General features: G+C 68.5%; 26 protein-coding genes and 1 pseudogene. 9 read left to right on the top strand and 18 right to left on the bottom strand.

Annotated features, from left to right (window positions below):
* Positions 1–277: 277 nt before the first annotated feature.
* Positions 278–1315: a PAS domain-containing protein gene (locus A5764_RS07690; protein ID WP_067111092.1), complete on the top strand. Its 1038-nt coding sequence runs from the start codon at positions 278–280 to the stop codon at positions 1313–1315.
* Here A5764_RS07690 and A5764_RS29255 read toward each other — a convergent pair.
* From A5764_RS29255 to ssd, 7 genes are all read right to left on the bottom strand, one after another.
* Positions 1312–1626, bottom strand: a complete 315-nt coding sequence (locus A5764_RS29255) for an Rv3654c family TadE-like protein (RefSeq protein ID WP_067111086.1) — start codon at positions 1624–1626, stop codon at positions 1312–1314. The two genes, A5764_RS07690 and A5764_RS29255, sit on opposite strands and share 4 nt — an antisense overlap.
* Positions 1627–1642: 16 nt before the next feature.
* Positions 1643–1933: a TadE family type IV pilus minor pilin gene (locus A5764_RS29250; RefSeq protein ID WP_304441318.1), complete on the bottom strand. Its 291-nt coding sequence runs from the start codon at positions 1931–1933 to the stop codon at positions 1643–1645.
* A gap of 35 nt (positions 1934–1968) precedes the next feature.
* Entirely contained in the window at positions 1969–2169 is a 201-nt protein-coding gene (locus A5764_RS07675) for a DUF4244 domain-containing protein (protein ID WP_067111078.1), read from the bottom strand.
* A gap of 18 nt (positions 2170–2187) precedes the next feature.
* The gene (locus A5764_RS07670; protein WP_197501234.1) at positions 2188–2775 is read right to left on the bottom strand and encodes a type II secretion system F family protein; all 588 of its coding nucleotides are present in this window, start codon (positions 2773–2775) and stop codon (positions 2188–2190) included.
* A gap of 79 nt (positions 2776–2854) precedes the next feature.
* The gene (locus tag A5764_RS07665; protein ID WP_067111075.1) at positions 2855–3646 is read right to left on the bottom strand and encodes a type II secretion system F family protein; all 792 of its coding nucleotides are present in this window, start codon (positions 3644–3646) and stop codon (positions 2855–2857) included.
* Positions 3643–4806, bottom strand: coding sequence for a TadA family conjugal transfer-associated ATPase (locus A5764_RS07660; protein ID WP_067111072.1), 1164 nt, complete (start codon positions 4804–4806; stop codon positions 3643–3645). Before A5764_RS07660 ends, A5764_RS07665 begins: the two co-directional genes overlap by 4 nt.
* Entirely contained in the window at positions 4803–5849 is a 1047-nt protein-coding gene (ssd, locus tag A5764_RS07655; protein WP_082951570.1) for a septum site-determining protein Ssd, read from the bottom strand. Before ssd ends, A5764_RS07660 begins: the two co-directional genes overlap by 4 nt.
* Before the next feature lie 491 nt (positions 5850–6340).
* Between ssd and A5764_RS07650 the strand changes: the two genes are divergently transcribed.
* Complete coding sequence (locus A5764_RS07650) at positions 6341–7198, top strand: HAD-IB family hydrolase (RefSeq protein WP_067111063.1); 858 nt, start codon at positions 6341–6343, stop codon at positions 7196–7198.
* 429 nt (positions 7199–7627) lie between these two features.
* Here A5764_RS07650 and A5764_RS07645 read toward each other — a convergent pair whose 3' ends face one another.
* The 5 genes from A5764_RS07645 to A5764_RS07625 are packed head-to-tail and all read right to left on the bottom strand — an operon-like array spanning position 7628 to position 13459.
* A complete protein-coding gene (locus A5764_RS07645; protein ID WP_067111050.1) occupies positions 7628–8398 on the bottom strand; it encodes an oxidoreductase in 771 nt (256 codons plus the stop codon).
* A gap of 35 nt (positions 8399–8433) precedes the next feature.
* A complete protein-coding gene (locus A5764_RS07640; protein WP_082951569.1) occupies positions 8434–10065 on the bottom strand; it encodes an ABC transporter ATP-binding protein in 1632 nt (543 codons plus the stop codon).
* A complete protein-coding gene (locus A5764_RS07635) occupies positions 10062–10925 on the bottom strand; it encodes an ABC transporter permease (RefSeq protein WP_067111044.1) in 864 nt (287 codons plus the stop codon). The genes A5764_RS07640 and A5764_RS07635 overlap by 4 nt, the downstream gene beginning before the upstream one ends.
* The gene (locus A5764_RS07630) at positions 10918–11844 is read right to left on the bottom strand and encodes an ABC transporter permease (RefSeq protein WP_067111042.1); all 927 of its coding nucleotides are present in this window, start codon (positions 11842–11844) and stop codon (positions 10918–10920) included. The genes A5764_RS07635 and A5764_RS07630 overlap by 8 nt, the downstream gene beginning before the upstream one ends.
* Before the next feature lies 1 nt (position 11845).
* On the bottom strand, positions 11846–13459 hold the full coding sequence (locus A5764_RS07625; RefSeq protein ID WP_067111040.1) for an ABC transporter substrate-binding protein: 1614 nt from the start codon (positions 13457–13459) through the stop codon (positions 11846–11848).
* A 79-nt stretch (positions 13460–13538) separates the two neighbouring features.
* On the opposite strand from A5764_RS07625, the gene A5764_RS07620 reads away from it, so the two are divergent.
* A complete protein-coding gene (locus A5764_RS07620; protein ID WP_156664558.1) occupies positions 13539–14387 on the top strand; it encodes a hypothetical protein in 849 nt (282 codons plus the stop codon).
* A gap of 28 nt (positions 14388–14415) precedes the next feature.
* Here the strand turns inward: A5764_RS07620 and A5764_RS29670 are convergent, their stop codons facing one another.
* Positions 14416–14544 carry a hypothetical protein gene (locus A5764_RS29670; protein ID WP_255361069.1) on the bottom strand — a complete coding sequence of 43 codons (129 nt, stop codon included), beginning with the start codon at positions 14542–14544 and terminating at the stop codon, positions 14416–14418.
* A 112-nt stretch (positions 14545–14656) separates the two neighbouring features.
* On the opposite strand from A5764_RS29670, the gene acs reads away from it, so the two are divergent.
* A complete protein-coding gene (gene acs / locus A5764_RS07615) occupies positions 14657–16627 on the top strand; it encodes an acetate--CoA ligase (protein WP_067111036.1) in 1971 nt (656 codons plus the stop codon).
* A gap of 15 nt (positions 16628–16642) precedes the next feature.
* Here the strand turns inward: acs and A5764_RS07610 are convergent, their stop codons facing one another.
* Entirely contained in the window at positions 16643–17338 is a 696-nt protein-coding gene (locus A5764_RS07610; protein WP_156664557.1) for a serine protease, read from the bottom strand.
* Positions 17339–17550: 212 nt separating this feature from the next.
* Here A5764_RS07610 and A5764_RS07605 point away from each other — a divergent pair, with 212 nt between their 5' ends.
* From A5764_RS07605 to A5764_RS07595, 3 genes are all read left to right on the top strand, one after another.
* Positions 17551–18219 (top strand): cutinase family protein, encoded by a 669-nt coding sequence (locus A5764_RS07605; protein WP_067111033.1) that lies wholly within the window; start codon positions 17551–17553, stop codon positions 18217–18219.
* A gap of 113 nt (positions 18220–18332) precedes the next feature.
* Positions 18333–18857 (top strand): phage holin family protein, encoded by a 525-nt coding sequence (locus tag A5764_RS07600; protein WP_067111028.1) that lies wholly within the window; start codon positions 18333–18335, stop codon positions 18855–18857.
* Positions 18858–19835, top strand: a complete 978-nt coding sequence (locus A5764_RS07595; protein ID WP_067111025.1) for an alpha/beta fold hydrolase — start codon at positions 18858–18860, stop codon at positions 19833–19835.
* A 35-nt stretch (positions 19836–19870) separates the two neighbouring features.
* Here A5764_RS07595 and marP read toward each other — a convergent pair whose 3' ends face one another.
* The 4 genes from marP to nth are packed head-to-tail and all read right to left on the bottom strand — an operon-like array spanning position 19871 to position 23289.
* Positions 19871–21064, bottom strand: a complete 1194-nt coding sequence (gene marP / locus A5764_RS07590) for an acid resistance serine protease MarP (protein ID WP_156664564.1) — start codon at positions 21062–21064, stop codon at positions 19871–19873.
* Positions 21065–21069: 5 nt separating this feature from the next.
* Complete coding sequence (locus A5764_RS07585; RefSeq protein ID WP_067111018.1) at positions 21070–21840, bottom strand: CoA pyrophosphatase; 771 nt, start codon at positions 21838–21840, stop codon at positions 21070–21072.
* A gap of 22 nt (positions 21841–21862) precedes the next feature.
* Complete coding sequence (locus A5764_RS07580) at positions 21863–22510, bottom strand: TlpA disulfide reductase family protein (RefSeq protein ID WP_067111015.1); 648 nt, start codon at positions 22508–22510, stop codon at positions 21863–21865.
* A gap of 17 nt (positions 22511–22527) precedes the next feature.
* Positions 22528–23289, bottom strand: a complete 762-nt coding sequence (gene nth / locus A5764_RS07575) for an endonuclease III (protein WP_082951566.1) — start codon at positions 23287–23289, stop codon at positions 22528–22530.
* A gap of 92 nt (positions 23290–23381) precedes the next feature.
* Between nth and A5764_RS07570 the strand changes: the two are divergent.
* Positions 23382–23669, top strand: a pseudogene (locus tag A5764_RS07570) (hypothetical protein); the annotation flags it as partial.
* 207 nt (positions 23670–23876) lie between these two features.
* Positions 23877–24551: a cAMP-activated global transcriptional regulator CRP gene (crp, locus tag A5764_RS07565; RefSeq protein WP_067111005.1), complete on the top strand. Its 675-nt coding sequence runs from the start codon at positions 23877–23879 to the stop codon at positions 24549–24551.
* Positions 24552–24645: the final 94 nt, after the last annotated feature.

Here is a 24645-nt window from a genome sequence, read left to right as displayed (position 1 = left end):
CTGGGCCTGAACGGGGTTGCGCATAGGCCCAGCCACCGCAGCGCGGAAGCCATGCTCGGCAATCCGAGGACGGCGACCGACCCCTCGAACGGTCGACCTCCACGGACTGCGTCGTGACAGGCGCCGGTTCCTCGCTGCTGAAGAAATGCAAACGTACCACCGTCCAGGCCGACAAATGGGCGGAAACGCAAACCATTCATGATCCCGGCCACGGGGTGGGCTAGGCGCCAGGAGTGGCGCGGCTCAGCCGGCCATCGCACCGCCGTAAAATGCTCCCATGGCCCACGACTGGTTGCTCGTGGAGACGCTAGGGGGCGAGCCCGCCGTAGTGGCGCAGGGACGGCAACTCAAGAACCTCGTCCCGATCACGACGTTCCTGCGCCGCAGTCCGCATCTGGCCGCGGTCCGGACCGCGATCGCCGAGACGGTTCAGAGCGGCCAGAGCCTGACCAGCATCACCACCAAGCGTGACCGCGTGATCCGCACCGAGCCGGTGGTGATGTCCGACGGTTACATCCACGGCGTGCACGTGTGGACCGGCCCCGCCGACGCCGAACCGGCCGAGCGGCCCGTCCCGGGGCCGCTGAAGTGGGACCTCACCCTTGGCGTGGCCACCGATACCCGGGAGTCGCTGACCAACAGCGGCAAGAATCCCGACGCCGAAGTGACCTTCGGAAGGGCCTTCGCCGAGGACCTACCGTCGCGCGAACTCAACCCGAATGAAGCCAAGGTGCTGGCCATGGCCGTCAAGGCCAAGCCCGACCAAACCCTTTGCAGCACATGGGATGTCACCGACTGGCAGGGACACCCCATTCGGATAGGTTTCGTCGCACGCACCGGTTTGGAATCGGGACCCGACGGCCGGGATCACCTGGTGGCCCGAGCGATGAACTGGCGCACCGAGCTCAAGGGGCCACCGGTGTCGACGGACGATCTGGCGCAACGGATCCTCAACGGGCTGGCCCAGGCCGGGGTCCACCGCGCGCTCGTCGACCTCAAGAGCTGGACGTTACTGAAATGGCTCGACGAGCCGTGCAGCTTCTATGACTGGCGGGGCGGAAGGGCCGACAGGCCGAAGGTTCATCCGGACGACGAACACCTGTTGACCGAAATGACGAAAGAATTTGAGGAGGCGCCGACCAGCCGGGTGCTGCGCATGCGGGGCCACGACGTCGATTGGGTCCCGGTGCACGTCACGGTCAACAGGGTGGAACTCGAGCCGGACACCTTCGCCGGACTGGTGTCCTTGCGACTGCCGACCGACGAGGAAGTCGTCGCCGCCGGGCTGCCGCGAGCCTCAGACGAGACGACCTAGGCGCCGCCTTGGACCGGCCCGGCGCGCGCGGCGGCGCGAGCGGCGGCGCCGAATGCCACGGCCACTTCAATGGTGACTACAACGTCGAGGTCATCCACCGCGCACTGGGCGTCGTCGACGCGCATCTCGTGCGCCACCGCTGTCGCGCGCGTGCAGGCCGCCGCGGCCCCGGAGGGTAGCCAGGCCGCCGCGGCCAGCGCGGCCAAGTCGGCGGCGGCCTGCGCGCGATGACGCGCAACCACCGCCGAGCCGAGATACGCACCGGCGCCGGTGACCCACAGCAACACCACCACCATCGCGGCCGCGAGCACGGTCGCCGAGCCGCGGTCATCCTCCAGGCTCGGCCGCCGAAACCGCCCTGCCGGCGATGTCCAACGCGGGCAGGAGCTTTGAGCGCGCGACGACCGTCGCCACCAGGAAATCGCCGTCGCGGTCGATCCGGATCCGCGCCCGCGCGGGCGCGATGCGGCGCGCGGTGTCGACCGCCACACGTTCGTCACCGCGCGCGGCCAGCCTGGCCGCCTCACGGGCGGCGTCGACACAGCGCACCTGCATCGACACCGCGGTGACACCGGCCACGCACAGCACCAGCACCACGACAAGCGCGGCGATCGCCAGCGCCGCCTCGACGGTGCTCGCCCCGGCACAGCCGGCTAGACCTTGGTGTTGAGCGCGCGCCCGATGATGTTGGTCAGCGCCGACACGATGGAATCGCCGGTGACGACGGTATAGAGGATCGCGCCGAAGGCGGCCGCCGCGATGGTGCCGATGGCGTACTCGACCGTCGACATGCCCGATTCGTCGGTCGCCACGACGGCCATGCGAGCCAGGAATCCGCGGAACATGTTGTGCATCAATACCTTCCCTTCGTTTCACAGCAGGCCCGATTGCAAGACATCGCGGGCCAGACCCGCCACCACCGGGACGATGCCCAGGCACACAAACGCAGGCAAAAAGCACAGCCCGAGCGGCCCGGCGATCAGTACCCCCGCGCGCTCGGCGGCCGCGGTGGCCGCGTGCGCGGCCTCATGACGAGACTGGTCGGCCAATTCGGCTACACCGCAAGCCAATGCCGCGCCCGAGGACGCCGACCGGCGCGCCAGTCGCAGCAACGCTTCGGTGTGCGCGTCGACCGGCGGTGCGTCCGGCGAGTTCGACCATGCGACAGCCGGATCGGCGCCCAGCGCGAGCAGGTCGGCGGCCCGACGCAACACCCTGCCGAGCTTCGGTGGGGCGGACGGGGCGGTCGCCGCCGCGGCGGCCGACACCGCCATGCCCGCCTCCAGACAGACGGCCAGCACGTCGAGACTGGACGCGACGGCCAGCGGGGCGGCGCCCCCGGCCGGCGGGGGCGGCGGCGGCCGGTGCGCGCGACCCCGCAGCCCCGCCCGCGCCCGCACCGCCGAGGGGCCGGGGCCGATCCATAACGCGATGGCCAGCAGCACTGCCGCGGTGGTCATGCGCCGCTTCTCCTCATCGCTTCGTCCCCCTCGCCGCTGCGCGGCTGGGGGTGCCCCCACCGCATCGTCGCCGCGCGGCTCACGCCGCCAGCCGATCGGTGATCCGGTCCGCCCACAACAGCCCGGTGCAGGCCAGCAGCGATCCGATGGCCAACAGCCATCCGCCCGCGCTCCCGCTCAGCAAGAAGCTCAGCGGCCGCGCCCCGAGCAGCTGACCCAACAGCACGCCGAGCACCGGCAGGCCCGCCAGTATCGCCGCCGTGGCGCGCGCCCCTGCCATGCTCGACGACACGCGCGCGGTAAACCGTTGCCGCTCAGCGATATCGCGTTGCGCGGCGCGCATCAGGGTGGCGATCGCCAGCCCCTGGTCGCTGGCCAGCTGCCAGCACACGGCGAGCCGGTCCCAATGGGCGGGCAGGGCCGAGGATCGTGCCGCCACGAGCAGGCCGGCCGTGACGTCGGCGCCCAGTCTGGCCCGCGCCGCGACGCCGCGCAGGGCAGCCCCAACCGGCCCACCGGTCTCGTCGGCGGCCACGCCGAAGGCGCGCACCGGATGAGCGCCCACGCGCAACTCGCCCACCAACACATCGAGGGAGGTTTCCAGCGTGCGGCCCTCATCCACCGCACGCCGGATGCGGCGGCGGCGGCGGTGACGCAGGCCCACCGTTGCGCCCACCACAGCGACGGTCAGGACCGTCGTCAACGGCAGCAGCACTGCGGCGGCCGCCAGGGCGCATGTCGCGACGCAGCCGGCCGCACCCTTCGGCAGCCGCCGGTCGCGACCAAGCGTCGCCAGCCGGCGCCGCGGTGACGACGGAAACACCACCAGCGCAGCCGATAACAACAGTGCGCCAACCGAAACGCCGTTCATGCCGGCACCCGGCTGTCCAACAAGCGCCGCAGCTCGCTTGCCTCGTCCGTCGCGCCGCGGTCGGCATGCCACACGGTGATCGCGCCGACACGCCCCTCGACTCGACGGAGCAAGGCGATCTCGGCGAGCCGGCGTCGACCGGTCCGGTCCCGGGCCACGTGCAGCAATACCTGGACCGCCGCGGCGAGTTGGCTATGCAGCGCGGCCCTACCCAGACCGCCCAGGGCGCCCAGCGCCTCCAGCCGGGCCGGAACCTCTCTGGGACTGTTGGCATGCACCGTGCCGGCGCCGCCGTCGTGGCCGGTGTTCAGCGCCGCGAGCAGATCCACCACTTCGGCGCCGCGGACCTCGCCGACCACGATGCGGTCGGGCCGCATCCGCAACGCCTGTCGCACGAGTTCGCGCACCGCGACCTCGCCGACACCTTCGACGTTGGGGCACCGCGCGACCAGCTTGACCAGGTGCGGATGACGAGGGGCGAGCTCGGCGGCGTCCTCGACGCACACGATCCGTTCCGTCGCCGGCACGGCGCCCAGCATCGCCGCGAGCAAGGTCGTCTTGCCGGCGCCGGTCCCGCCGCACACCAGGAACGCCAACCGAGCAGCGATGATGTCGGCGACCAGCGCGGCGGCCCCGGGATCGATCGCGCCGGCCGCGGTCAGGGCCGCCAAGTCCTGCGTCGCCGGACGCAACACCCGCAGAGACAGGCACGTTCCCCCGGCCGCGATGGGCGGCAGCACCGCGTGCAACCGCACCGCGCACCCCCCGGCGCCGACGCCCGTCAGCTGGCCGTCCACCCAGGGCTGCGCGTCGTCGAGACGGCGCCCGGCGGCCAGCGCCAGCCGTTGCGCCAACCGCCGCACCGCCGCCTCGTCGGCAAAACGAATCCCGGTGCGGCGTAGGCCATTACCGTCGTCCACCCAGACCGCATCCGGCGCGGTGACCAAGACGTCGGTGGTGCCGTCGGCGCCCAGCAGCGGTTCGAGGATGCCGGCACCGGTCAGCTCCGTCTGCAGCGCCCGAAGGTTGGCAAGCACCTCGGTGTCGCCGAGCACCCCGCCGGACTCGGCACGGATTGCGTCCGCCACCAAGCTGGGCCGCAGCGGGGCGGATTCGGAGGCCAGCCGCTCGCGTACCCGCTCGATCAGTGAACCGCTCACGCCGCCCTGCCGCTCTGCGAAGAACCGGCGCTCGGCAGCACCGCGAGCACACGCCCGGCCGCCACCGCGAGCGCGGATCGCCGCCCGAACCGCAGACCGCCGCGTTCCAACTGCTCGGCAAGTTGCGGCTCGGCCTTCACGGACGCCAACAGCGGCAGGCCGGTGATGTCGGCGACTTCGGCTGCCCGCAGTCCCCCGGGCGACGGACCCCGAACGACCAACCCGAGGTTGGGGTTGATCGCGGCCAGCACCGGAGCCATCGCCGCCGCCGCCGCGCACGCCCGCACCGCGCACGGGCTGACCACCACCACGAGATCGGCGGCATCGAGCGCGGTTTGCGTCGCATCGGTGAGGCGACGCGGCACGTCGCAGACCACGGTGACGCCGCCGCGGCGTCCGGCGTCGACAACCGCGTCCACCGGCGCGCCGTCCAACTCGTAGCTACGCCGGGTGCCGGACAGCAGGCTGATGCCCCGGTGGCGTGGCAGCGCCTCGCGCACGGCCGGCCAGTTGAGCCGCCCACCCTGCAGCGCCAGATCGGGCCAGCGCACCCCCGGCGTGGTCTCGCTGCCCACCAACAAGTCGATGCCACCGCCCCAGGGGTCGAGGTCCACCAACAGCGCATCGGCGGCGGCGTGCGCCAGCGCGACGGCGAGCAACGACGCCCCAGCGCCGCCACAGCCTCCGATGACGGCGACGACGTGACCACGTGCAGCGTCATCGCGCGCCGATTCGACGGCCTCGGCGAGGGCGCCGATCAGGTCGCGCTCTCGCTCGGGCAGCCTGAGCACGTGTTGAGCGCCGACGGCGAGGGCCGCCGCCCACGTCGCCGGCGCAGGTTCGGCGACGGTCAGCACGATGACGTGAGCCCGCCGCGGCAGCGCCGCCCGACCGCACCGATCCGCCGCCGCCTCGTCGAGCATCACCGCCGCGGCTGCCGCCCATGCCTTCCGACTGACCGGCCCGCCGGCATGAACAACCCGGACGCCGACGGCGGCCGCCACCCGGTCTAACTCGTCGCGCAACTCGGGGTCCGTCAGCACCGCCAACACGCCCGACGCGCCCGCTGATCTCTCGCGGCTGGTGGCGGTCACCCACCCACCTTGCGGGGCCGTGACCTTGGCACACCAGTCCCAAAGCCGGATTTGTGGATAGAGACGCGAGTGTGCACAAAGGGGTCCGCCGGGCACTGTGCCAGCACACGGATGGCGCTTTCCCGCAACGCGCAGCGGGCCGCGCTCAAGGGCGTAACGCCGAAAATTACTTACCCCAGAAAAGGGACGACCCCCGCCAGGGGGGGAGGAGGCGAGGGTCGTCGTGTATCAGCCCCGGGGGGTCGGGCTGATACACCCTCGGCCTAGGCCGAGTAATGCTTACTATACACATGACAGTCCGCACTAACGCAAGTAGCTAGTTGAACGAAAAGTGCGTTGAGCGGGAAAAATACCGACGGTATGTTCTGTTCAGCGGCGAGGCGCGGTGTTTCCCGCCCAACCGTGGCGGGGCCGTCGCGATACCGACCTATGCTGGATCGGTGACCGTCTCCGACCCGGCCGCGCGGCAGCAAACCTCACCGCAAGCAGCCGCAACCGCCGCTCCCGGCGCCCGTACCGCCGCCTTCTTTGACCTGGACAAGACGATCATCGCCAAGTCCAGCACGCTGGCGTTCAGCAAACCGTTCTTCGACCAGGGACTGCTCAACCGCCGCGCCGTGCTCAAGTCCAGCTACGCCCAGTTCATCTTTCTGCTCTCCGGTGCCGATCATGACCAGATGGACCGGATGCGCACCCACTTGGCCAACATGTGTACCGGGTGGGACGTGGAACAGGTCAAGTCCATTGTCAACGAGACGCTGCACGACATCGTCACTCCGCTGGTTTTCGCCGAGGCGGCCGACCTGATCGCCGGCCATAAATTGTGCGGCCGTGACGTCGTAGTGGTCTCCGCGTCCGGGGAAGAGATCGTCGCGCCGATCGCCCGGGCTTTGGGCGCGACCCACGCGATGGCCACCCGGATGGTCGCCGAGGACGGCAAGTACACCGGCGAGGTCGCGTTCTACTGCTACGGCGAGGGCAAGGTGCAAGCGATCCGCGAATTGGCCGCCCGGGAGGGCTACCCGCTCGAGCACTGCTACGCCTACTCCGACTCGATCACCGACCTGCCGATGCTCGAGGCCGTCGGCCACCCGAGCGTGGTCAATCCCGACCGCGGCTTGCGCAAAGAAGCCGTCGAGCGCGGATGGCCGGTATTGACGTTCTCGCGGCCGGTGTCGCTGCGCGACCGGATCCCGGCGCCGTCGGGTGCCGCGATCGCGACGACCGCCGCCGTGGGCATCAGCGCGCTCGCCGCCGGGGCGGTCACCTACTCGTTGCTGCGGCGCTTCGCCTTCTAAACTTCGGCCACCGCGGCCAGCAAACTTGCCGCTCGCGCAATAAATTTTGCTTCGCAATTAGGCCTTGCTGTGCCAGTGGTCTAGTAGTACAAAGGAACCACGGAAGCCCGGTGAGGCCAAGGTCGATCCGGAGGAGAAGGATCGTTCTCCCGAATCGGGCGCCCAGCACGGAACCCGGCACCCACGCGGAGTCATAGCCGCGATAATGGCAGAAGTGTTGCGGGCCTGCGTAATTGCGAAAAGCGGAAGGTGTCGACGGCCCTTTGGGTGGGGTCGCAACCGGAGGCGTCGCAAGATCGCCGAGGCCAACCCGCGCAGCCCAGAAATGCACGCTTGGTAACCGAGTTCCGTGTTAGCGGGCGGCGGACCGAATATTTCGGGACGCCGCCCGCTTTACATTTGTGCCACACCGTTTTCGGGCGCTGTTGGCTACCGTTTTCCGAGCGACTCCGCGATCGTCATCGCCTCCTGCGCGCCGGCTCGCATCGCCCGGCAACACAGCACCAGCCAGGCGCCGACCCCGTCGCGCGTGCCCGCGGCGAACCCTAACGCGGCAGCGCGGTAATCCGCGGGCTGGCGCATCCAACTCACCTCGGGCACACCCAATCCGTGCGGATCCAGTCCGCTGGCGATGGTCACCAGCCGCGACACGGCGCGCGCCACCACGCCGTCCGCACTGCCAAACGGCCTCAGCGTCAGCAGTTCTCCATGTGCGACCGCGGCCACCACCGGCGCCGGCGCGCGGGTGCGTCCGGTCACCAACTCCGCCAGCAACTCCAGCCGGGGCCCCACCTCGGCGTCGCCGCGCGGGCGGCCCAGCCGCTCTTCGTCGACCAGATCGGCCGCCGCCAGCACATGCAGACGGGCCAGCGCCTGCAGCGGCGCCCGCTGCCATATCCCAACGACGGGGCCCCCGCCGCCCTCCAGCGCCTGCGCCACCCTCAGCGCGCCGCCGAACACCGGATCACTGACACCCCCATTCGGCAAGGCGGCGTCGGCCAGGTCCTCCAGCCGCACCGGACCGCCATCGAGCACCGACGAGGCGCGCGCCGCCCGCAACGCCGCCTCGGCGGCGGTCACCGGCCAGCCCCGCAGGTTGGCCCGGTGGCGATGCGCGCGGCCCAGCGCGTCGCGAGCCCTGTCGCTGGCCTCGGCGACGCCGGGCAGCTCCATCAGCGGGGCCAGCGGGTCATCGGTCACAGGTTGTCAACCTATCTCCGGGGGTACCGGACGGCTCAGGATGGCCGGGGGATGGCCTCCAGCAGCTGGCGGGTGTAGTCGTGGCCGGGTCGGGTGAACAGCTCCTCGGTGGGCGCCTGCTCCACCACCCGGCCGGCGCGCATCACCAGGACCTCGTCGGCGATCTGTCGGATCACCGCCAGGTCATGGCTGATGAAAAGATAGGTCAGGCCGAGTTCGGCCTGCAGGTCCGCGAGCAGATCCAAGATCTGCGCCTGCACCAGAACGTCGAGCGCCGAGACCGCCTCGTCACACACCAGCACCTCGGGCCGCAGCGCCAGCGCCCGGGCGATCGCCACCCGTTGCCGCTGACCGCCCGACAGCTCCCTAGGCAGCTGGCCCATCACCGACGACGGCAGTGCCACCTGGTCCACGAGCTTGCGCACCGCCCGTTCGCGCTGTTTACCGTCGCCGACCCGGTGAATCCGCAACGGTTCCTCGATGGCGCGAAACACCGTATACATGGGATCCAAACTGCTGTAAGGATTCTGGAATATCGGCTGCACTCGCCGGCGGAAGGCCATCGCCCGGCGGTGGTCTAGTGGGCCGGTGATTGGGGTGCCGTCGAAAACCACGCTGCCGGAGGTGGGTTGCAGCAGGCCCAGCACCATGCGCGCCATGGTCGATTTGCCCGACCCCGACTCCCCTGCGACCGCCAGGGTGCTCGCCCGGCGCAGCCGAAACGACACCGCGTCGACGGCACGAAACTCCGCTCGCCGCTTTCCTGGCCAGTGAGGCGCCCCGTGCGACTCTCGAAACACCTTGGTCAGCTCGGAGGCGACGAGAATGTCGCCGGAAGGTTGGCTCGCGGCGCGCGACTGGATTCTCGGTGAGCTCCGCGCGGCCAGCGACGGGGCGGCGGCCACCAAACGCCGGGTGTATTCGTGTTGCGGATCGCGCAGGATGTCCTGCGCCGCACCGGATTCCACCACCGCCCCGCGGTGGACGACAACGACGGTCTCGGCGCGCTCGGCGGCCAGCGCCAGGTCATGGGTGATCAGCAGGAGCGCGGTGCCCAGTTCGTCGGTGAGGTCCTGCAGATGGTCGAGCACCTGTCGTTGCACGGTGACGTCGAGCGCGGAGGTCGGTTCGTCGGCAATGAGCAGCTTGGGCCGGCCCGCCAATCCGATGGCGATCAGCGCACGCTGACACATGCCGCCGGAGAGCTGATGCGGGTAGCGGCCGGCCTGTTTCACCGGATCTGGCATGGCCGCCTCGGCGAGCAACTCGAGGGCGCGCCGCCGCGCGTCGCGACCGTCGGTATTGGCCCGCAAGGCTTCCCGGATCTGAAAGCCCACCTTCCAGACGGGGTTGAGGTTGGTCATCGGGTCCTGTGGCACGTAGCCGATGTCCCGGCCTCGGAGCGAGCGCAGCAGCTGGCGGTCGGCCCCGGTAATGTCGCGCCCGTCGAAAACGATGCGGCCGGACGTGATCCGGCCTCCGGGCGGCAGCAGACCGAGAATCGCGGCGGCGGTGGTGGATTTCCCCGATCCCGATTCACCCACCACCGCGACGGTATGGCCGCGGGGCACAGCCAGATTGACGCCGCGCACCGCCGGGGCATGGGCCCCGAACCTGACCTCCAGGCCCTCGACCGACAGCAGCGGCGCCTCGCCGGTGCCGCTCATGCGCGCCACGCCCTCGATGACGGGTCCAGGGCATCCCGCAACGCGTCACCCATCATCATGAAGGCCAGCACGGTGATCGCCAGCGCGCCGGCCGGATAGAACAGGATGGGCGAGCCGGACCGCAACCGGCTCTGCGCCAGGTTGATATCGCCGCCCCAGGACACCACCGACGTCGGCAGCCCGACGCCGAGGTAGGACAACGACGCCTCGGTGACGATGAACACGCCCAGGGCGATGGTGGCCACCGCAAGGACGGGACCCAACGCGTTGGGCAGCGCATGGCGCAGCAGGATCTGAAAGTTCCTCAGCCCCAGCGCTTTCGCCGCGAGCACATAATCGCTGGCCCGCACCTCGATCACCGCGCCGCGAGCGATCCGGGCGACCTGCGGCCAGCCGAACAACGCCAGGATGGCGATCACCGTCCACACCGTGCGGTGGCGCATCACCCCCATGATCACGATGGCGGCCAGCAGCAATGGCAACGCGAAGAAGACGTCGGTGATACGGGAGACCGCCGCGTCGATCCAGCCGCCGTAGAAGCCGGCGAGCGCGCCCAACGCCCCGCCGACGACGAACACCAGCAGGGTGGCGCCCAGCCCCACGGTGACCGAGGCCCGCGCGCCGTAAACCGTGCGCGCGTAGATGTCGTGGCCCTGCAGATCGGTGCCGAACCAGTGTGCGCCCGACGGGGGCAGCAGGCTCTGGCTGGGATCGGCGTAGGTGGGGTCGATCCCCGTGAACAACGCCGGGAACATCGCGGCCAGAAGGATGAACGCGATCAACGCGGCCGCGACGACGAACTTTGGTCGCCGGCGCAGGTTGCGCCAGGTGTCGCGCCAAAAGCCATGTCGCTCAGCCATATCGAATCCGCGGATCGAGGACGCCGTACAGCAGGTCCACCGCCAGGTTGGCGATCAGATAGATCAGCACCAGCACCGTCACGATGGACACCACCGTCGGCGCCTCCTGCCTGGTGACCGCTTGGTACAACACACCACCGACACCGTGAATGTTGAAGATGCCCTCCGTCACGATCGCTCCGCCCATCAGCGCACCCAGGTCGGCGCCGAGGAAGGTCACCACCGGAATCAGCGAGTTGCGCAGGATGTGGACCGTCACCACGCGTCGTCGTGACAGACCCTTGGCGGTGGCGGTGCGGACGTAGTCGGCGTGCGCGTTGGCGGCCACAGCCGACCGGGTCAGCCGCACGACGTACGCGAATGAGACCGAACCCAAGACGATTCCGGGCAGCAGCAACCGCGCGAAGCTCGCCCGGTCCCCGACCGTGACGGGCGCGATACCGAGCCGGACACCGAACACGAACTGCGCCAGAAAGCCCAGGACGAAGATCGGGATCGCGACGATGACCAGGCCCGCGATCAGCACCGTGGAGTCGAAGATCCCGCCCTCACGCAGGCCGGCGATCACGCCAAAGCCGATGCCCAGCACGGCTTCCACCGCCACCGCGATCAGAGCCAGCCTGATGGTGACCGGAAAGGCGTGCGCCAGAACGGCGCTCACGGGCAAGCCGGAGTAGGAGCGGCCCAGGTCGCCGTGCAGGATGCCGCCCAGGTAGCGCAGGTACTGGACGATGAAGGGATCGTCGAGGTGGTAACGGGCGCGCAGCGCCGCGGCCACCGCGGGAGTCAGCGGACGGTCCCCCGCCATCGCCGCCACCGGGTCCCCGGGCAACAGGAACACCAAGCCGTAGATCAGCAATGTGGCACCGAGGAAGACCGGCACCATGATGGCGATTCGGCGCGCGATGTACCAGCCCATCTCAGCCCTTCACAATGTTCTCGTAGTCGGGCAGGCCGTTCCAGGTGACGCGGACGTTCTTGACTTGCATCGACCACCCCACCACGCCGATGTCGTCCCACAGCGGGATAACCGGCATGTCGTGGAACAGGATTCGTTGTGCGGAGTTGGCCAGGGCATCCGATTGCGGAATGGTCGCTGCGGCCTCGGCGCTCGCCAGCGACGCATCGAACTCGGGGTTGGAGTAGCCGACGTCGTTGGAACCCGCCCCGGTGGCAAACAGCGGGGCGAGGAACTCGATCATCGACGGGTAGTCGCCCTGCCATGCGGCGCGGAAGGCCGTCGAAATCGTGTGGTTGGTGATCTCGGTGCGGAACCCGGCGAAGGTCGGCTGCGGCGCGCCGACCGCGTCGATGCCCAGCGTGTTCTTGATGCTGTTGGCCACCGCGTCCACCCACTCCTGATTTCCGGCGTCGGCGTTGTAGGCGATCGCATATTGGCCACTCCACACCGAAATCGCGTTGGCCTGCGCCCAAAGTTGCCGGGCGCGTTCAGGATCGAAGTTCAACACGTCGGCGCCCGGCAGGTTCGGGTCGAAACCCGGCAGCGACCGGGCCGTGAAGTCCCGCGACGGGGTACGGGTGGCCAGGAAGATGTGGTTGCAGATCTCCGCGCGGTTGACGGCGGCCGACAGCGCGAGCCGCCGTAGGCGCCCTTCCTCGCCGCCGAAATGCGGGAGACGCAGCGGGGTGTCGAGGCTGTGCTTGACCGCCACCGGCCCGCTGGTGACGTTGTCGACCAGGTCGCGCTTGTAGACTGGCAGCGCGCTCGGCGGAATCGTGTCCAGGACATCGAGATTGCCTGACAGCAGGTCTGCGTAGGCGGTGTCAAGGTTGGAGTAGAACTCGAACCTGATGCCCTTGTTGTGGGGCCTGCGGTTGCCGTGATAGTCGGGGTTGGCCCGCAGGTCGATCTTGACGTTGTGTTCCCATGCCGGGCCATCCGGGCCGTCGGCCAGCTGGTAGGGGCCGTTGCCGATCGGGTTGCGGCCGAACGCCGTCATGTCGCGAAACGCGATGTCAGGCAAGGGATAGAACGCGCTGTGGCCCAGTCGTAACAGGAAGTCGATGGTCGGCGCCTTCACCCGCACCGTGAACTCGAGGTCGTTGACCACCTGCAGTCCGGACATGGTGGTCCGCTTTGTATCTGCGGTGGACACCTCGTCGAAGCCGTCGATCGGGCTGAAAAAGCTTTGCTGCAGTTGGGCGTTGGTGCTCAGTGCGCCGTAGTTCCACGCGTCGACGAACGAGTGGGCCGTCACCGGCGAGCCGTCGGTGAACTTCCAGCCCGGCTTGAGCACTATCCGGTAGTTGACGTTGTCGGTGGTGTCGATCGACTGGGCGACCTCGTTCGCGGTGTTTCCCGCCGCGTCGTAGGAGACCAGTCCCGCGAAGAGTCGATCGAGGATCCGTCCGCCGTTGCTGTCGTTGGTGCTCGTCGGGACCAACGGGTAGGGCGGTTCGCCGCCGTTGACCAGCACCAGATCGGGACTCAAGATGCCGCCGCCGCAACCAACCAGCGATGCGGCCGCCAGCATGCCGGCGGCCACCAGTGCCCCCACCCGCATCCGACGCATGCCAGCGACCCTAGGGCCTGCCGGGCGTCGAGCGGCGGTGAAGTGCCGGGTCGGGTCCTCCCAACCTAGGATCGCCGGTGTGACGGCCGCGTATCTCGCCTCGCATGAATCCCAGGTTCACGCGGGTTATCTGGCGGCGATGTTCGGCATTCCCGTTATCGGGTTGGTCTGCCTGGTGATCGGGCTGGTGCAGCGCTCACGGAGTCGTCAGCGTCCCGGTCCGTACCCACCGCCATACGGCACGCCCCCTCCGGTGCCCCCCGGCTATCCGTACCCGCCGCCGCCACCGATGGGATATCCGGGCCCGTATCCCGGTTTCCCCTATCCGGGTTACCCACCCGGACTGCCACCGCGGCGCCGAACGGGACAGTCGGGCACCGCGCTGATCATCATCGGTGCGCTGCTGCTGACGTTGGGCGGGGTGGGGATCGTCGGGAACCTCGCTCGCGTCAATTCCGAGCGGCCGCAAGGATTGCCGGGTGCCGATCGGTCGCATCCGTCCACCGAAGCCCCAACGCCCGAGATCGGCCGGTGTTTCGGCGAATTCGAATTGGGCATTGGTTCTCTCAACGGCGCGCCCGAGAGCTGCACTGACCCGGTGGCGACCTATGAGCTCGCCGCCAAAGGCGGGCCGACAGCGACCTGCCCGGACGGCAAACGAGATGGCTCTGTCTACGCGCGCCTCACCAACGAATCCTTCACGCTGTGCTTTGCACTCAACCTGCAACAAGGCCAGTGCTACCTGAGGACTGACGCCAACACGACGAAGACGTGGACGCCGACTGATTGCGCCAATGCGCGATACGCAAAGTTCAGGGTCGACAAGCGCATCGACGGCAGCACGGACGAAACGCTGTGCCCGCCCGGGATGACGGCCAGGGCGTTCCCGATTCCCCCACGTGTCTACTGCTTGGCCAAAGAGGGCTAAAGAGGGCTAGTCACCCGTGCGGTGTTGATCAGCCCGCGGTGACCGGATGCACCTGCAGCTGGCAGGCGTCGATGGTGGCCGGCACGGTAGAGGTGACGGCCGACCCGGTGTAGGTGGGGCATGAGTTGCCGGCGGCGTCGACGGCCGTGCCCTCCACGACGGCTTATTCGGCATAGCGACACTTTTGACCCGGGATCGGAGCGCGTCTCTTCACCTTGCAGGGTTAGGCTCTCTGACGGTTGACGATCCTCGACGCCTAGGAGGAACCAGTGACCGCCACCCACACCGAGGGACCGTCGTCGTATCCGCCGCCGGCGCAGTTCGCCGAGCAGGCCAACGCCGGTGAGGAGCTCTACCACGAGGCTGAGAAGGACCGGCTGGCGTTCTGGGCCAAGCAGGCCAACCGGCTCACCTGGTCAACGCCGTTCACCGAGGTGCTGGACTGGTCGCAGGCGCCGTTCGCCAAGTGGTTCGGCGACGGCAAGCTCAACGTCGCGTACAACTGCGTCGACCGCCACGTCGAGGCCGGCCACGGCGATCGGGTCGCCATCCACTGGGAGGGCGAACCCGTCGGCGACAGCCGCAGCCTGACCTATTCCGACCTGCAGGCCGAAGTGTGCAAGGCGGCCAACGCGCTGACCGACCTGGGTCTGGTCGCCGGCGACCGGGTCGCCATCTACATGCCGTTGATCCCCGAGGCGGTGATCGCCATGCTCGCCTGCGCGCGCCTTGGCATCATGCACAGCGTCGTCTTCGCCGGCTTCACCGCGAAGGCACTGCGCGCCCGCATCGCCGACGCCCAGGCCAAGCTGCTGATCACCAGCGACGGGCAGTTCCGCCGCGGCAAGCCGGCGCCGCTGAAGGAGGCGGCCGACGAGGCCATTGATGACACGGCTTCCGGTCCCGACGGCGACAGCCCCGTCGAGCACGTTCTGGTGGTGCGCCGCACCGGAATTGACGTGCCGTGGAACGACGACCGCGACCTGTGGTGGCACGACGTCGTCGACGCGGCGTCCGCCGAACACACCCCCGAGGCGTTCGACGCCGAGCAGCCGCTCTTCCTGCTGTACACCTCGGGCACCACCGGCAAGCCCAAGGGCATCGTCCACACCAGCGGCGGCTACCTGACCCAGTGCTCCTACACGCACTACTACGTCTTCGACATCAAGCCCGAGAGCGACGTGTTTTGGTGCACCGCCGACATCGGCTGGGTCACGGGACACACCTACGGTGTCTACGGCCCGCTGTCGAACGGGGTCACCGAGGTCCTCTATGAGGGCACCCCCGACTCACCAACCCAGCACCGACATTTCGAAATCGTCGAAAAGCACGGCGTGACAATCTATTACACTGCGCCCACGCTCATCCGCACCTTCATGAAGTGGGGGCGGGAGATCCCCGACGCGCACGACCTGTCGAGTCTGCGACTGCTGGGGTCGGTCGGCGAACCGATCAACCCGGAAGCGTGGCGCTGGTATCGCAAGGTGATCGGCGCCGACAGCGTGCCGGTCGTCGACACCTGGTGGCAGACCGAAACGGGTGCCGCGATGATCACCCCGCTGCCCGGAGTCGCTGCGGCCAAACCTGGTTCGGCGATGAGAGCGTTGCCGGGCATCTCGGCGAAGATCGTCGACGACCACGGCGATCAACTGTCGCCGGGCGCCCACAAGGGCGAGCACGTCACCGGCTACCTGGTCCTGGACCAGCCGTGGCCGTCCATGCTGCGTGGCATTTGGGGCGACCCGGAGCGCTACGTCGAGACCTACTGGTCCCGGTTCGGTGAGCAGGGCTGGTACTTCGCTGGCGACAGCGCCTACTACGACGCCGACGGCGCCATCTGGGTGGTGGGCCGCATCGACGACGTGATGAACGTGTCAGGACATCGGCTCTCGACCGCAGAGGTGGAGTCGGCGCTGGTCGGCCATGTCGCGGTGGCCGAGGCGGCCGTGGTGGGCAAGACCGATGACACCACCGGACAGGCCATCTGCGCGTTCGTCGTCTTGTGCGCCGACTTCGAGGTGCACGACGGGATCGTCGACGAGTTGCGCGTCGAGGTTGCCCGCGAGATCTCGCCCATCGCGAAGCCGCGTGAGGTCCACGTGGTGCCCGAGCTGCCCAAGACCCGCAGCGGCAAGATCATGCGCAGGCTGCTGCGCGATATCGCCGAAAACCGCGAGTTGGGTGATACGTCGACGCTGCTGGACCCCGGCGTGTTCGACGCGATCAAGGCCGCGAAGTAGACTTGCCGCCCCGCGTCAGTCCGGCAGCGGCACGAACCCCGCGCCGGGCCGGTGCTTGGCGTTGACGTCGGCCAGGATGGCGTTGAACGACTGCACCACGGCCGGGGTATGCAGCGGGATGTATTTGATGACGCAGGTCGGCAAGTTGTCGCTGAACGCCCCGTGAATCATTCCGACCAGCAGGTTGTTGACGGTCACGGGCGCCCCGGAATCACCCGGCTGACCACAGACCTGCATGACGATGGTGCCCGGATCCTGGCCTGGCCCCCAGGTGACCCCGCACGAATTCCCGGTCGTGCGGCCCTGCTTACAGGCGATCTGGCCGAACGCCGGGTCGGGGCCGATGCCCGCGATCACAAAGCCGTTGTAGTTGGCCACCGGAGCGACCTTGGCCGGGTCGAATTTGATGACCGCATAGTCGAGGCTGTCGTTGCCGGCGACCATGACGCCCAGCGTGCCCCGGTTCTGCGCGGCCTCGGCGGCGACCTGCGCGCCCGGTCCGCCGCAATGCGCCGAGGTGAACCCAATCATGTCGCCGGCCGGGTCGGTGCCGATCGTCGTCAGCGTGCACATCGTGTCGCCGTTGACGACGATGCCCGCACCGCCACCCATCGGGACCCTGTCGTCGGCGACTGCGTTGGCGGGCAAGCCGATTAGGAGCAGCAGGACGGCTACCATCGCCGCCTGGTAGCAACGGTGGGCCGTCTGCAAAGCAACACTCCCGTCAACGGTCGGACATCCCGAGCAGCTTGGACAGTCTAGAGGTCCGGTCCGCCGAGGTCGATGGCCTCGCCACCCCCTGCCCATATCCCTTCCTGCCCAATGGGATCGATCACTGTATCCCGCCCCCGGCGCTTTTGCCGTCTCGAAAACACACAGAAACCTTTCAGATTGGTGAGGTTGCGTACGGGCATCTGTTGCACATGAGTACATCGCACGTCTTGCGCATCGTCGGGGCGACCGCCCTTGCGGCCTGGGCGCTGGTCACCGCGCCGGTCCCGTCCGCAGCCGCGGCATCATGCCCCGACGTCCAAGTGGTCTTCGCCCGCGGTACCGGCGCGCCGCCCGGAATCGGCGGCGTCGGACAGGCATTCGTCGACAAACTGCGCTCGCGCATTGGCCGGCCGGTCGGCGTGTACGCGGTCAATTACCCGGCCACCAGCGATTGGCCCACCGGCGTCGACGGGATCCGGGATGCGGGCGCTCACATCGTTTCCATGGCGGCCGACTGTCCCGGCACAAAGATGGTCCTCGGCGGCTATTCCCAAGGCGCGGCCGTGATGGGATTCGTCACCTCCGCGGAAGTACCCGACGGCGTCGACCCCGCGACCGTGCCGAAACCGCTGCAGCCGGCGGTGGCCGACCATGTCGCCGCCGTCGTCCTCTTCGGAACACCGAATGTCCGGGCCATGAACTTCCTCGGCCAGCCTCCGGTCGTCATCGGTCCGCTGTACGCGAGCAAAACGCTGCAGTTGTGCGCTCCCGAGGACCCGGTGTGCTCCGACGGGCTGGAATTCGCCGCGCACAACGCGTCGTCATACGAGGACTCGCTGGCCGACCAGGGCGCGGATTTCGCCGCCGGTCACCTCTGACGTTGCCGCCCAACTCCTTCCACTTCACCGGTCGGCCGGCCTCCGGCTGCCTTCGTGCGGCACCCCACCGCATGGCAACATAAACCACGACGAGTGAAGCGAGAGGACCCTCTGTGAGCAAAGTCGATCGCACGAACGGTGTGCCCAGCACCCTGACCACGATTCCGTTGGCCGACCCGCATGCCAAGGCGGCCGATCCGTCCATCGGTGAGCTGATCAAAGACGCGACCACCCAGGTGTCCACTCTGGTGCGCGCCGAGGTGGAGCTGGCCCGTGCCGAGATCACCCGCGACGTCAAGAAGGGCCTCACCGGCAGCGTGTACTTCATCGCCGCCCTGGTGGTGCTGTTCTACTCCACGTTCTTTTTCTTCTTCTTCGTCGCCGAGCTCCTCGACACGTGGCTGTGGCGCTGGGTGGCTTTCCTGATCGTGTTCGCGATCATGGTGGTGGTCGGGGCCGTGCTGGGGCTGTTGGGCTTTTTGAAGGTGCGCCGGATCCGCGGGCCACGGCAGACGATCGAATCCGTCAAGGAGACGCGCACCGCGCTCACGCCCGGCCACGACAAGCCCGCCCCCGATTCGAAGCAGCTCACCGAATCGCCGGGCAAGGAAAACCCTACCGATCCCTCGGGTTGGTAGATGCCCGCACCAGATCCGTCGGTCACCCGCATCGACGGGCCATGGCGCCATCTGGACATCCATGCCAACGGCATCCGCTTCCACGTCGTCGAAGCCCTTCCCACTGGCCAGCCGGCGGGCCAGGATCCGAGCACGCCGGCGACGGCGCGGCCGCTGGTGATGTTGCTGCACGGGTTCGGCTCGTTCTGGTGGTCTTGGCGTCATCAGCTGCGCGGCCTGACCGGTGTGCGGGTGGTCGCGGTCGACCTGCGCGGCTACGGCGGCAGCGACAAGCCACCGCGCGGCTATGACGGCTGGACGCTCGCAGGGGACGCGGCTGGACTCATTCGCGCGCTCGGCCATTCGTCGGCGACCCTGGTCGGCCACGCCGACGGCGGGCTGGCCTGCTGGGCCACCGCGCTGCTGCATTCGCGGCTGGTGCGCGCCATCGCGCTGATCAGCTCGCCGCACCCGGCCGCGCTGCGGCGGTCCACGCTGACGCGGCGTGACCAGGGCTACGCACTGCTGCCGACGCTGCTGCAATACCAAGTGCCCATCTGGCCGGAGCGGCTGCTGACTCGCGACAACGCGGCCGAGATCGAGCGCCTGGTCCGGAGCCGCAGTTGTGCTAAATGGGTTGCCTCCGAGGACTTTTCCCAGACCATTGGTTATCTGCGGACGGCGATACAGATCCCGGGGGCCGCGCACTGCGCGCTGGAATACCAGCGCTGGGCTGTCCGCAGCCAGCTGCGCGGTGAAGGCCGGCGATTCATGCGCTCAATGTCCCAGCAGCTGGGCATGCCGTTGCTGCACCTGCGCGGTGATGGCGATCCCTACGTGCTGGCCGACCCGGTTGACCGCAGCCAGCGCTATGCGCCCCAGGGACGCTACGTATCCATTACCGGCGCAGGGCATTTCAGCCACGAAGAGGCACCCGACGACATCAACAGACACCTGATGAGGTTCTTCGAGCAGCTGCACGGTTTCCGAGCGAGGTAAGCGCGGGCGCGGGCGAGCGAGAATCGGGCCGGCGGTCAGCTGACGCAGGTACCCGTCGAAACCTGTTGCGTTGCACCTATCTTGGCCAGCTGACCGGCCACCTCGTCGGCGGTCAGCACGAAACCCGTGTCGGGGTCGTCGACGGCCGCGCCGAACACAACACCAAGCACGTGACCGTTGAGGTCGATCAGCGGTCCACCCGAATTGCCTTGTTCCACATTGGCTCTGATGGTGTACACGTCGCGGGTGACCGGCGCCGGGTCGCGGTAGATGTCGGGCCCACTGAGCTTGATGGCCTCGCGGATCCTGGCCGGGGTCGCGGTGAAGTTGCCGCCGCCGGGATAGCCCAGCACCACAACGCTTTCGCCGCTCTTGGCCTCGGTTTGGGCGAAGGTCAGCGGCGACGGCGGCAGGTTCGGGATGGACAGGATCGCGATGTCGACCGAAGGGTCGTAGGAAACCACGGTGGCGTCGAGGGGATTCCCGCTGGCGTAGACCTGGACGCTACTGGACCCGGCGACGACGTGTGCGTTGGTCATCACCCGATCGGGCGCGATCACAAAACCGCTGCCCTCCAACACCTTTTGGCAGCTGGGCGCCAGGCTGCGCACCTTGACGACGCTGGGCGCGGCGGAGGTCACCACCGGGTTGGTGGCCAGGGCCGGGTCAGGTGATGCGACCGGAATCACCGGAGTGCGGCTGAACGGCTCCAGCACCGCGGGCAGCCCGGAGGTGTTCAACAGCGCCGACAGCCGTTTGGGCACGGTCTTCAGCCACGGCGGTGCGACCTCGTTGACCTGAGCCAGCACCCGCGAACCCCGGACCGCGGCGGCCAGCTCGGGCTGGTCCTTGGACTGCGTCAGTGGCGTGGCCAGCAGCCAGGCGGCGGTCAGCACCACGATGAGCTGGACCCCCACCCCGATCACCGAATCGATGGAACGGATTGTGCGACTGTGGATTGCACCGCGCACGGCGCGTCCCAGCACCACGCCGGCGACCTCGCCGACGACGACCAGCGCCAGGATCAAAAACAGCGCGGTGAACAGTTTGGCGCGGGGCGCCGCGATGTGACTGACGATGTGGGGTGCCAGCAGTACGCCCGCGATCGCGCCGAGCAACACTCCGACGAACGACAGCAGCGAGCCGAGCGCGCCCGAACGCCAGCCCGAGATGGCCGCGATGAACGCGACCGCCAGGACCGCGATGTCCAGCCACTGCGACGGGGTCATCGAATTCATCGATCCCCACCCTCATTACCGACCAACACCATCGCCTCGTCCAACTCACGCACGTCGCTGGTGTCCCAGGGCAAGGCCCAGCCGGCCACGTCGAGCATCGCAGAGATCACCTGGCCAGTGAATCCCCACACCAGCATCTCGTTCAACAGGAACGCCGGGCCGGCCCAACGCACGCCGAGGTTGCTGCGGTAGACCATCAGCCGGTTGTCCGGATTGACGAAGGCGCGCACCGGAACTCGCGCCACTACCGCCGTTTCGGCCTCGTTGACGACGGCCACCGGTCCCGGGTCGGGCGAATAGGCCAGCACCGGGACCACGTGAAACTGTGACGGCGCGATGAACGTCCGCTCCATGGTGGCCAGGGGATACAGCCGGCTGACGTCAATACCGGTTTCTTCGTGGGCTTCCCGCAGGGCGGTGGCCACCGGACCGTCGTCGCCGGGGTCGGAGGCGCCGCCCGGGAACGCGGCCTGGCCGGCGTGGTGGCGCAAGCTCGAGGCGCGCACGGTGAGCAACAGGTCGGCGTCGTCGGGAAAACCTTCGCCAGCCGGCATGGATTCCGGACCGGAAAACAGCACCAGAACCGCGGCCTCGCGCTGGTCGCCACGCAACGACGCCACCGAGGACGCCACCTTGGCGGTCACCATCGCCAGCACATCGGCCGGGAGCCGACGCCGAAACGCGTCGGGGATCTGCTCGACGTTATCGACCAACGGCCGCAACCACGATGGGCAGACGTCAGGTGTCAGCGGAAGGGCTGAACCCACCGTCGCCTCCCTCTCCAACTGCCTATCCCGCGTCGTTTCCGACTGCGGCCGCGATCTCGTCGGCACTGGCGAAGGGCCGCGGCATCGTCTGGGCAACGCTACCGTCCGACCGCAGCACGACCGTCGCGGGCATCACATTTACCACCCGCAGGGCCGCCGCGACGCGGCGACGACCGTCCTGCAGTGTCGGCAGCCGAACGCCCAACTCCGCCAACCTCAGTAAGGCGGCGGCCTCGTTTTCGTCTTGATGCACCGTCACCACCATCACGTCCGTCCCGACCCGACGTTGATACTCCGCCATGGCGGGGAGTTCGGCCGCACACGGCGCGCACCAATACGCCCACAAGTTGAGGACCACCCGGTGGCCGGCCAGCGCGCGGGCCACGTCGACGGTCGAACCGTCCGCGGCGCATTCCACCGTCACACCGCGCAGTGCGGCCGGGCCGGCCCCGTCGCCGGGCGCCGGGCAGGGTGGCAGGTTGGCACGCTCCCGCGGACCGGCCAACGCGGCGGGGGTGTCGGCGTCGCGGTGTTCCCGGTCTGCGACGGGCTGGGTGGTCGCGGTCGTCGGCGTCGTCGCCGCATCGTCGCGCAGCTGTGTCACCAGCGCCGCCGTCAGCGCCGCCACCACCGCCAATATCGCAATGGTCCAGCGGGTCTTGGCGCTCAAGGTCGCCGGCCCCGGTGTTACAGCCCCGCCAGGGCCAGCAAATGCTCGGCTTCCGGACCCTGCACCAGGGGCGCGGCGAGCAGCGGCTCGGTGGGGCCGAGGCCGAAGGAGGGGCAATCCTTGGCGAGCAGGCATACGCCGCACGCCGGTTTGCGGGCGTGGCAAACCCGGCGGCCGTGAAAGATCACCCGATGGCTCAACATGGTCCACTCGCGGCGTTCGATCAGTTCACCGACCGCGTGCTCGATCTTGACCGGGTCCTTCTCAGCGGTCCACCGCCACCGCTGCACCAACCGCGCGAAATGGGTGTCGACGGTGATTCCGGGGATGCCGAAAGCGTTGCCCAGGATGACGTTGGCGGTCTTGCGCCCGACCCCAGGCAGCGTGACCAGCTCGGCCATGGTCGACGGCACCTCGCCGTCGAACCGTTCGACCAGGGCCTGCCCGAGCCCGATCAGCGAGGTCGCCTTGTTACGGAAGAAGCCGGTGGGACGGATGAGGTTCTCCAGTTCGGCGCGGTCCGCCTTCGCATAATCCAGAGCCGACCGGTAGCGCACGAACAACGCCGGCGTCGTCAGGTTGACCCGTTTGTCGGTGCTCTGCGCCGACAGGATGGTGGCCACCGTCAGCTCCAGCGGCGTGGTGAAATCCAACTCGCAGTGGGCCTGCGGAAACGCTTGGGCCAGAACGCGATTCATCCGGCGGGCTCGTCGCACCAACCCCACTCGGCTTTCCTGCGCCCAGCGACGGGCGAGGGGACCATCGGAATTGGCCGGCATCGACTTGGAGCGCCCAGATGACTTTGCCGCTGTCACCTACGACAGAGTACTGATTTCGTGATCTGGCTGAGACCTCGTGTTGATTCAAGGCCATGTTTACTCTCCTTGTGTCATGGTTGCTGGTGGCGTGCGTTCCCGGGCTGCTGATGCTCGCGACGCTCGGTCTGGGGCGCCTGGAAAAAGAGCTGGCCCATGACACCGTGACGGCGACCGATGTCGACGAGTTCCTCGAGTGTGCGGAGGCCGTCGATGTGCATACGCTGGCCCGAGAGGGCATGCCCGAGGCGCTGGAATACCTGCACCGGCGCCAGGCCCTGCGGCCGGCCGATTCGCCGCCGGCCCGCGCCTACATCGGACCGCGTCACGCCGCACCGGAGTTTGCCCCCGCCTTCGCTGACCGCGGTCAGGTCGGATGACCGACGCACCTCCGAACCCATTCGCGCGTCAATCCGGAATTTAGTGGCGCCAGTTATGTCGATCGTGTGTAGCGTGGCACGTTGGACATAATTGGCCTAGCTCTAGACTTACGTCACACGGGCAAGGGTTGGCCTGCCCGTATCACAAAATTGGAAAGCTGAAGAGGCAACGTGGACGAGATCCTGGCAAGGGCAGGAATCTTCCAAGGGGTTGAGCCCGGCGCGGTCGCCGCGCTGACCAAGCAATTGCAACCCGTCGACTTCCCGCGCGGACACACGGTTTTCGCCGAGGGGGAGCCGGGCGATCGGCTGTACATCATCATTTCCGGGAAGGTAAAGATCGGACGGCGTTCCCCGGACGGCCGGGAGAATCTGCTGACGATCATGGGCCCGTCGGACATGTTCGGGGAATTGTCGATCTTCGACCCGGGTCCGCGGACATCCAGCGCGACCACGATCACCGAGGTGCGGGCGGTGTCAATGGACCGCGACGCGCTGCGGGCCTGGATCGGCGATCGTCCGGAGATCGCCGAGCAGTTGCTGCGGGTGTTGGCCCGACGGCTGCGGCGCACCAACAACAACCTGGCCGACCTGATCTTCACCGACGTGCCCGGCCGGGTGGCCAAACAGTTGCTGCAGCTAGCCCAGCGTTTCGGCACCCAGGAGGGTGGCGCGATGCGTGTCACCCACGACCTCACTCAGGAGGAGATCGCCCAGCTGGTGGGCGCTTCGCGGGAGACCGTGAACAAGGCGCTGGCCGACTTCGCCCATCGCGGCTGGATCCGCTTGGAGGGCAAGAGCGTGCTCATTTCGGACTCCGAGAGGCTGGCCCGCCGAGCGAGGTAAGCGCGCGCGCAGCGCGGGCGTGCGTTGCTCCTATGTCAAGGGGCGGGTTTAAGCAGCCGGTTGCATTGTTTGTTTGGGATGGTGGTCGGCTTGC

The organism is Mycobacterium sp. 852002-51057_SCH5723018, assembly GCF_001667035.1.
Lineage (GTDB): Bacteria > Actinomycetota > Actinomycetes > Mycobacteriales > Mycobacteriaceae > Mycobacterium.
This window is presented reverse-complemented; position numbering and strand designations above follow the sequence as displayed.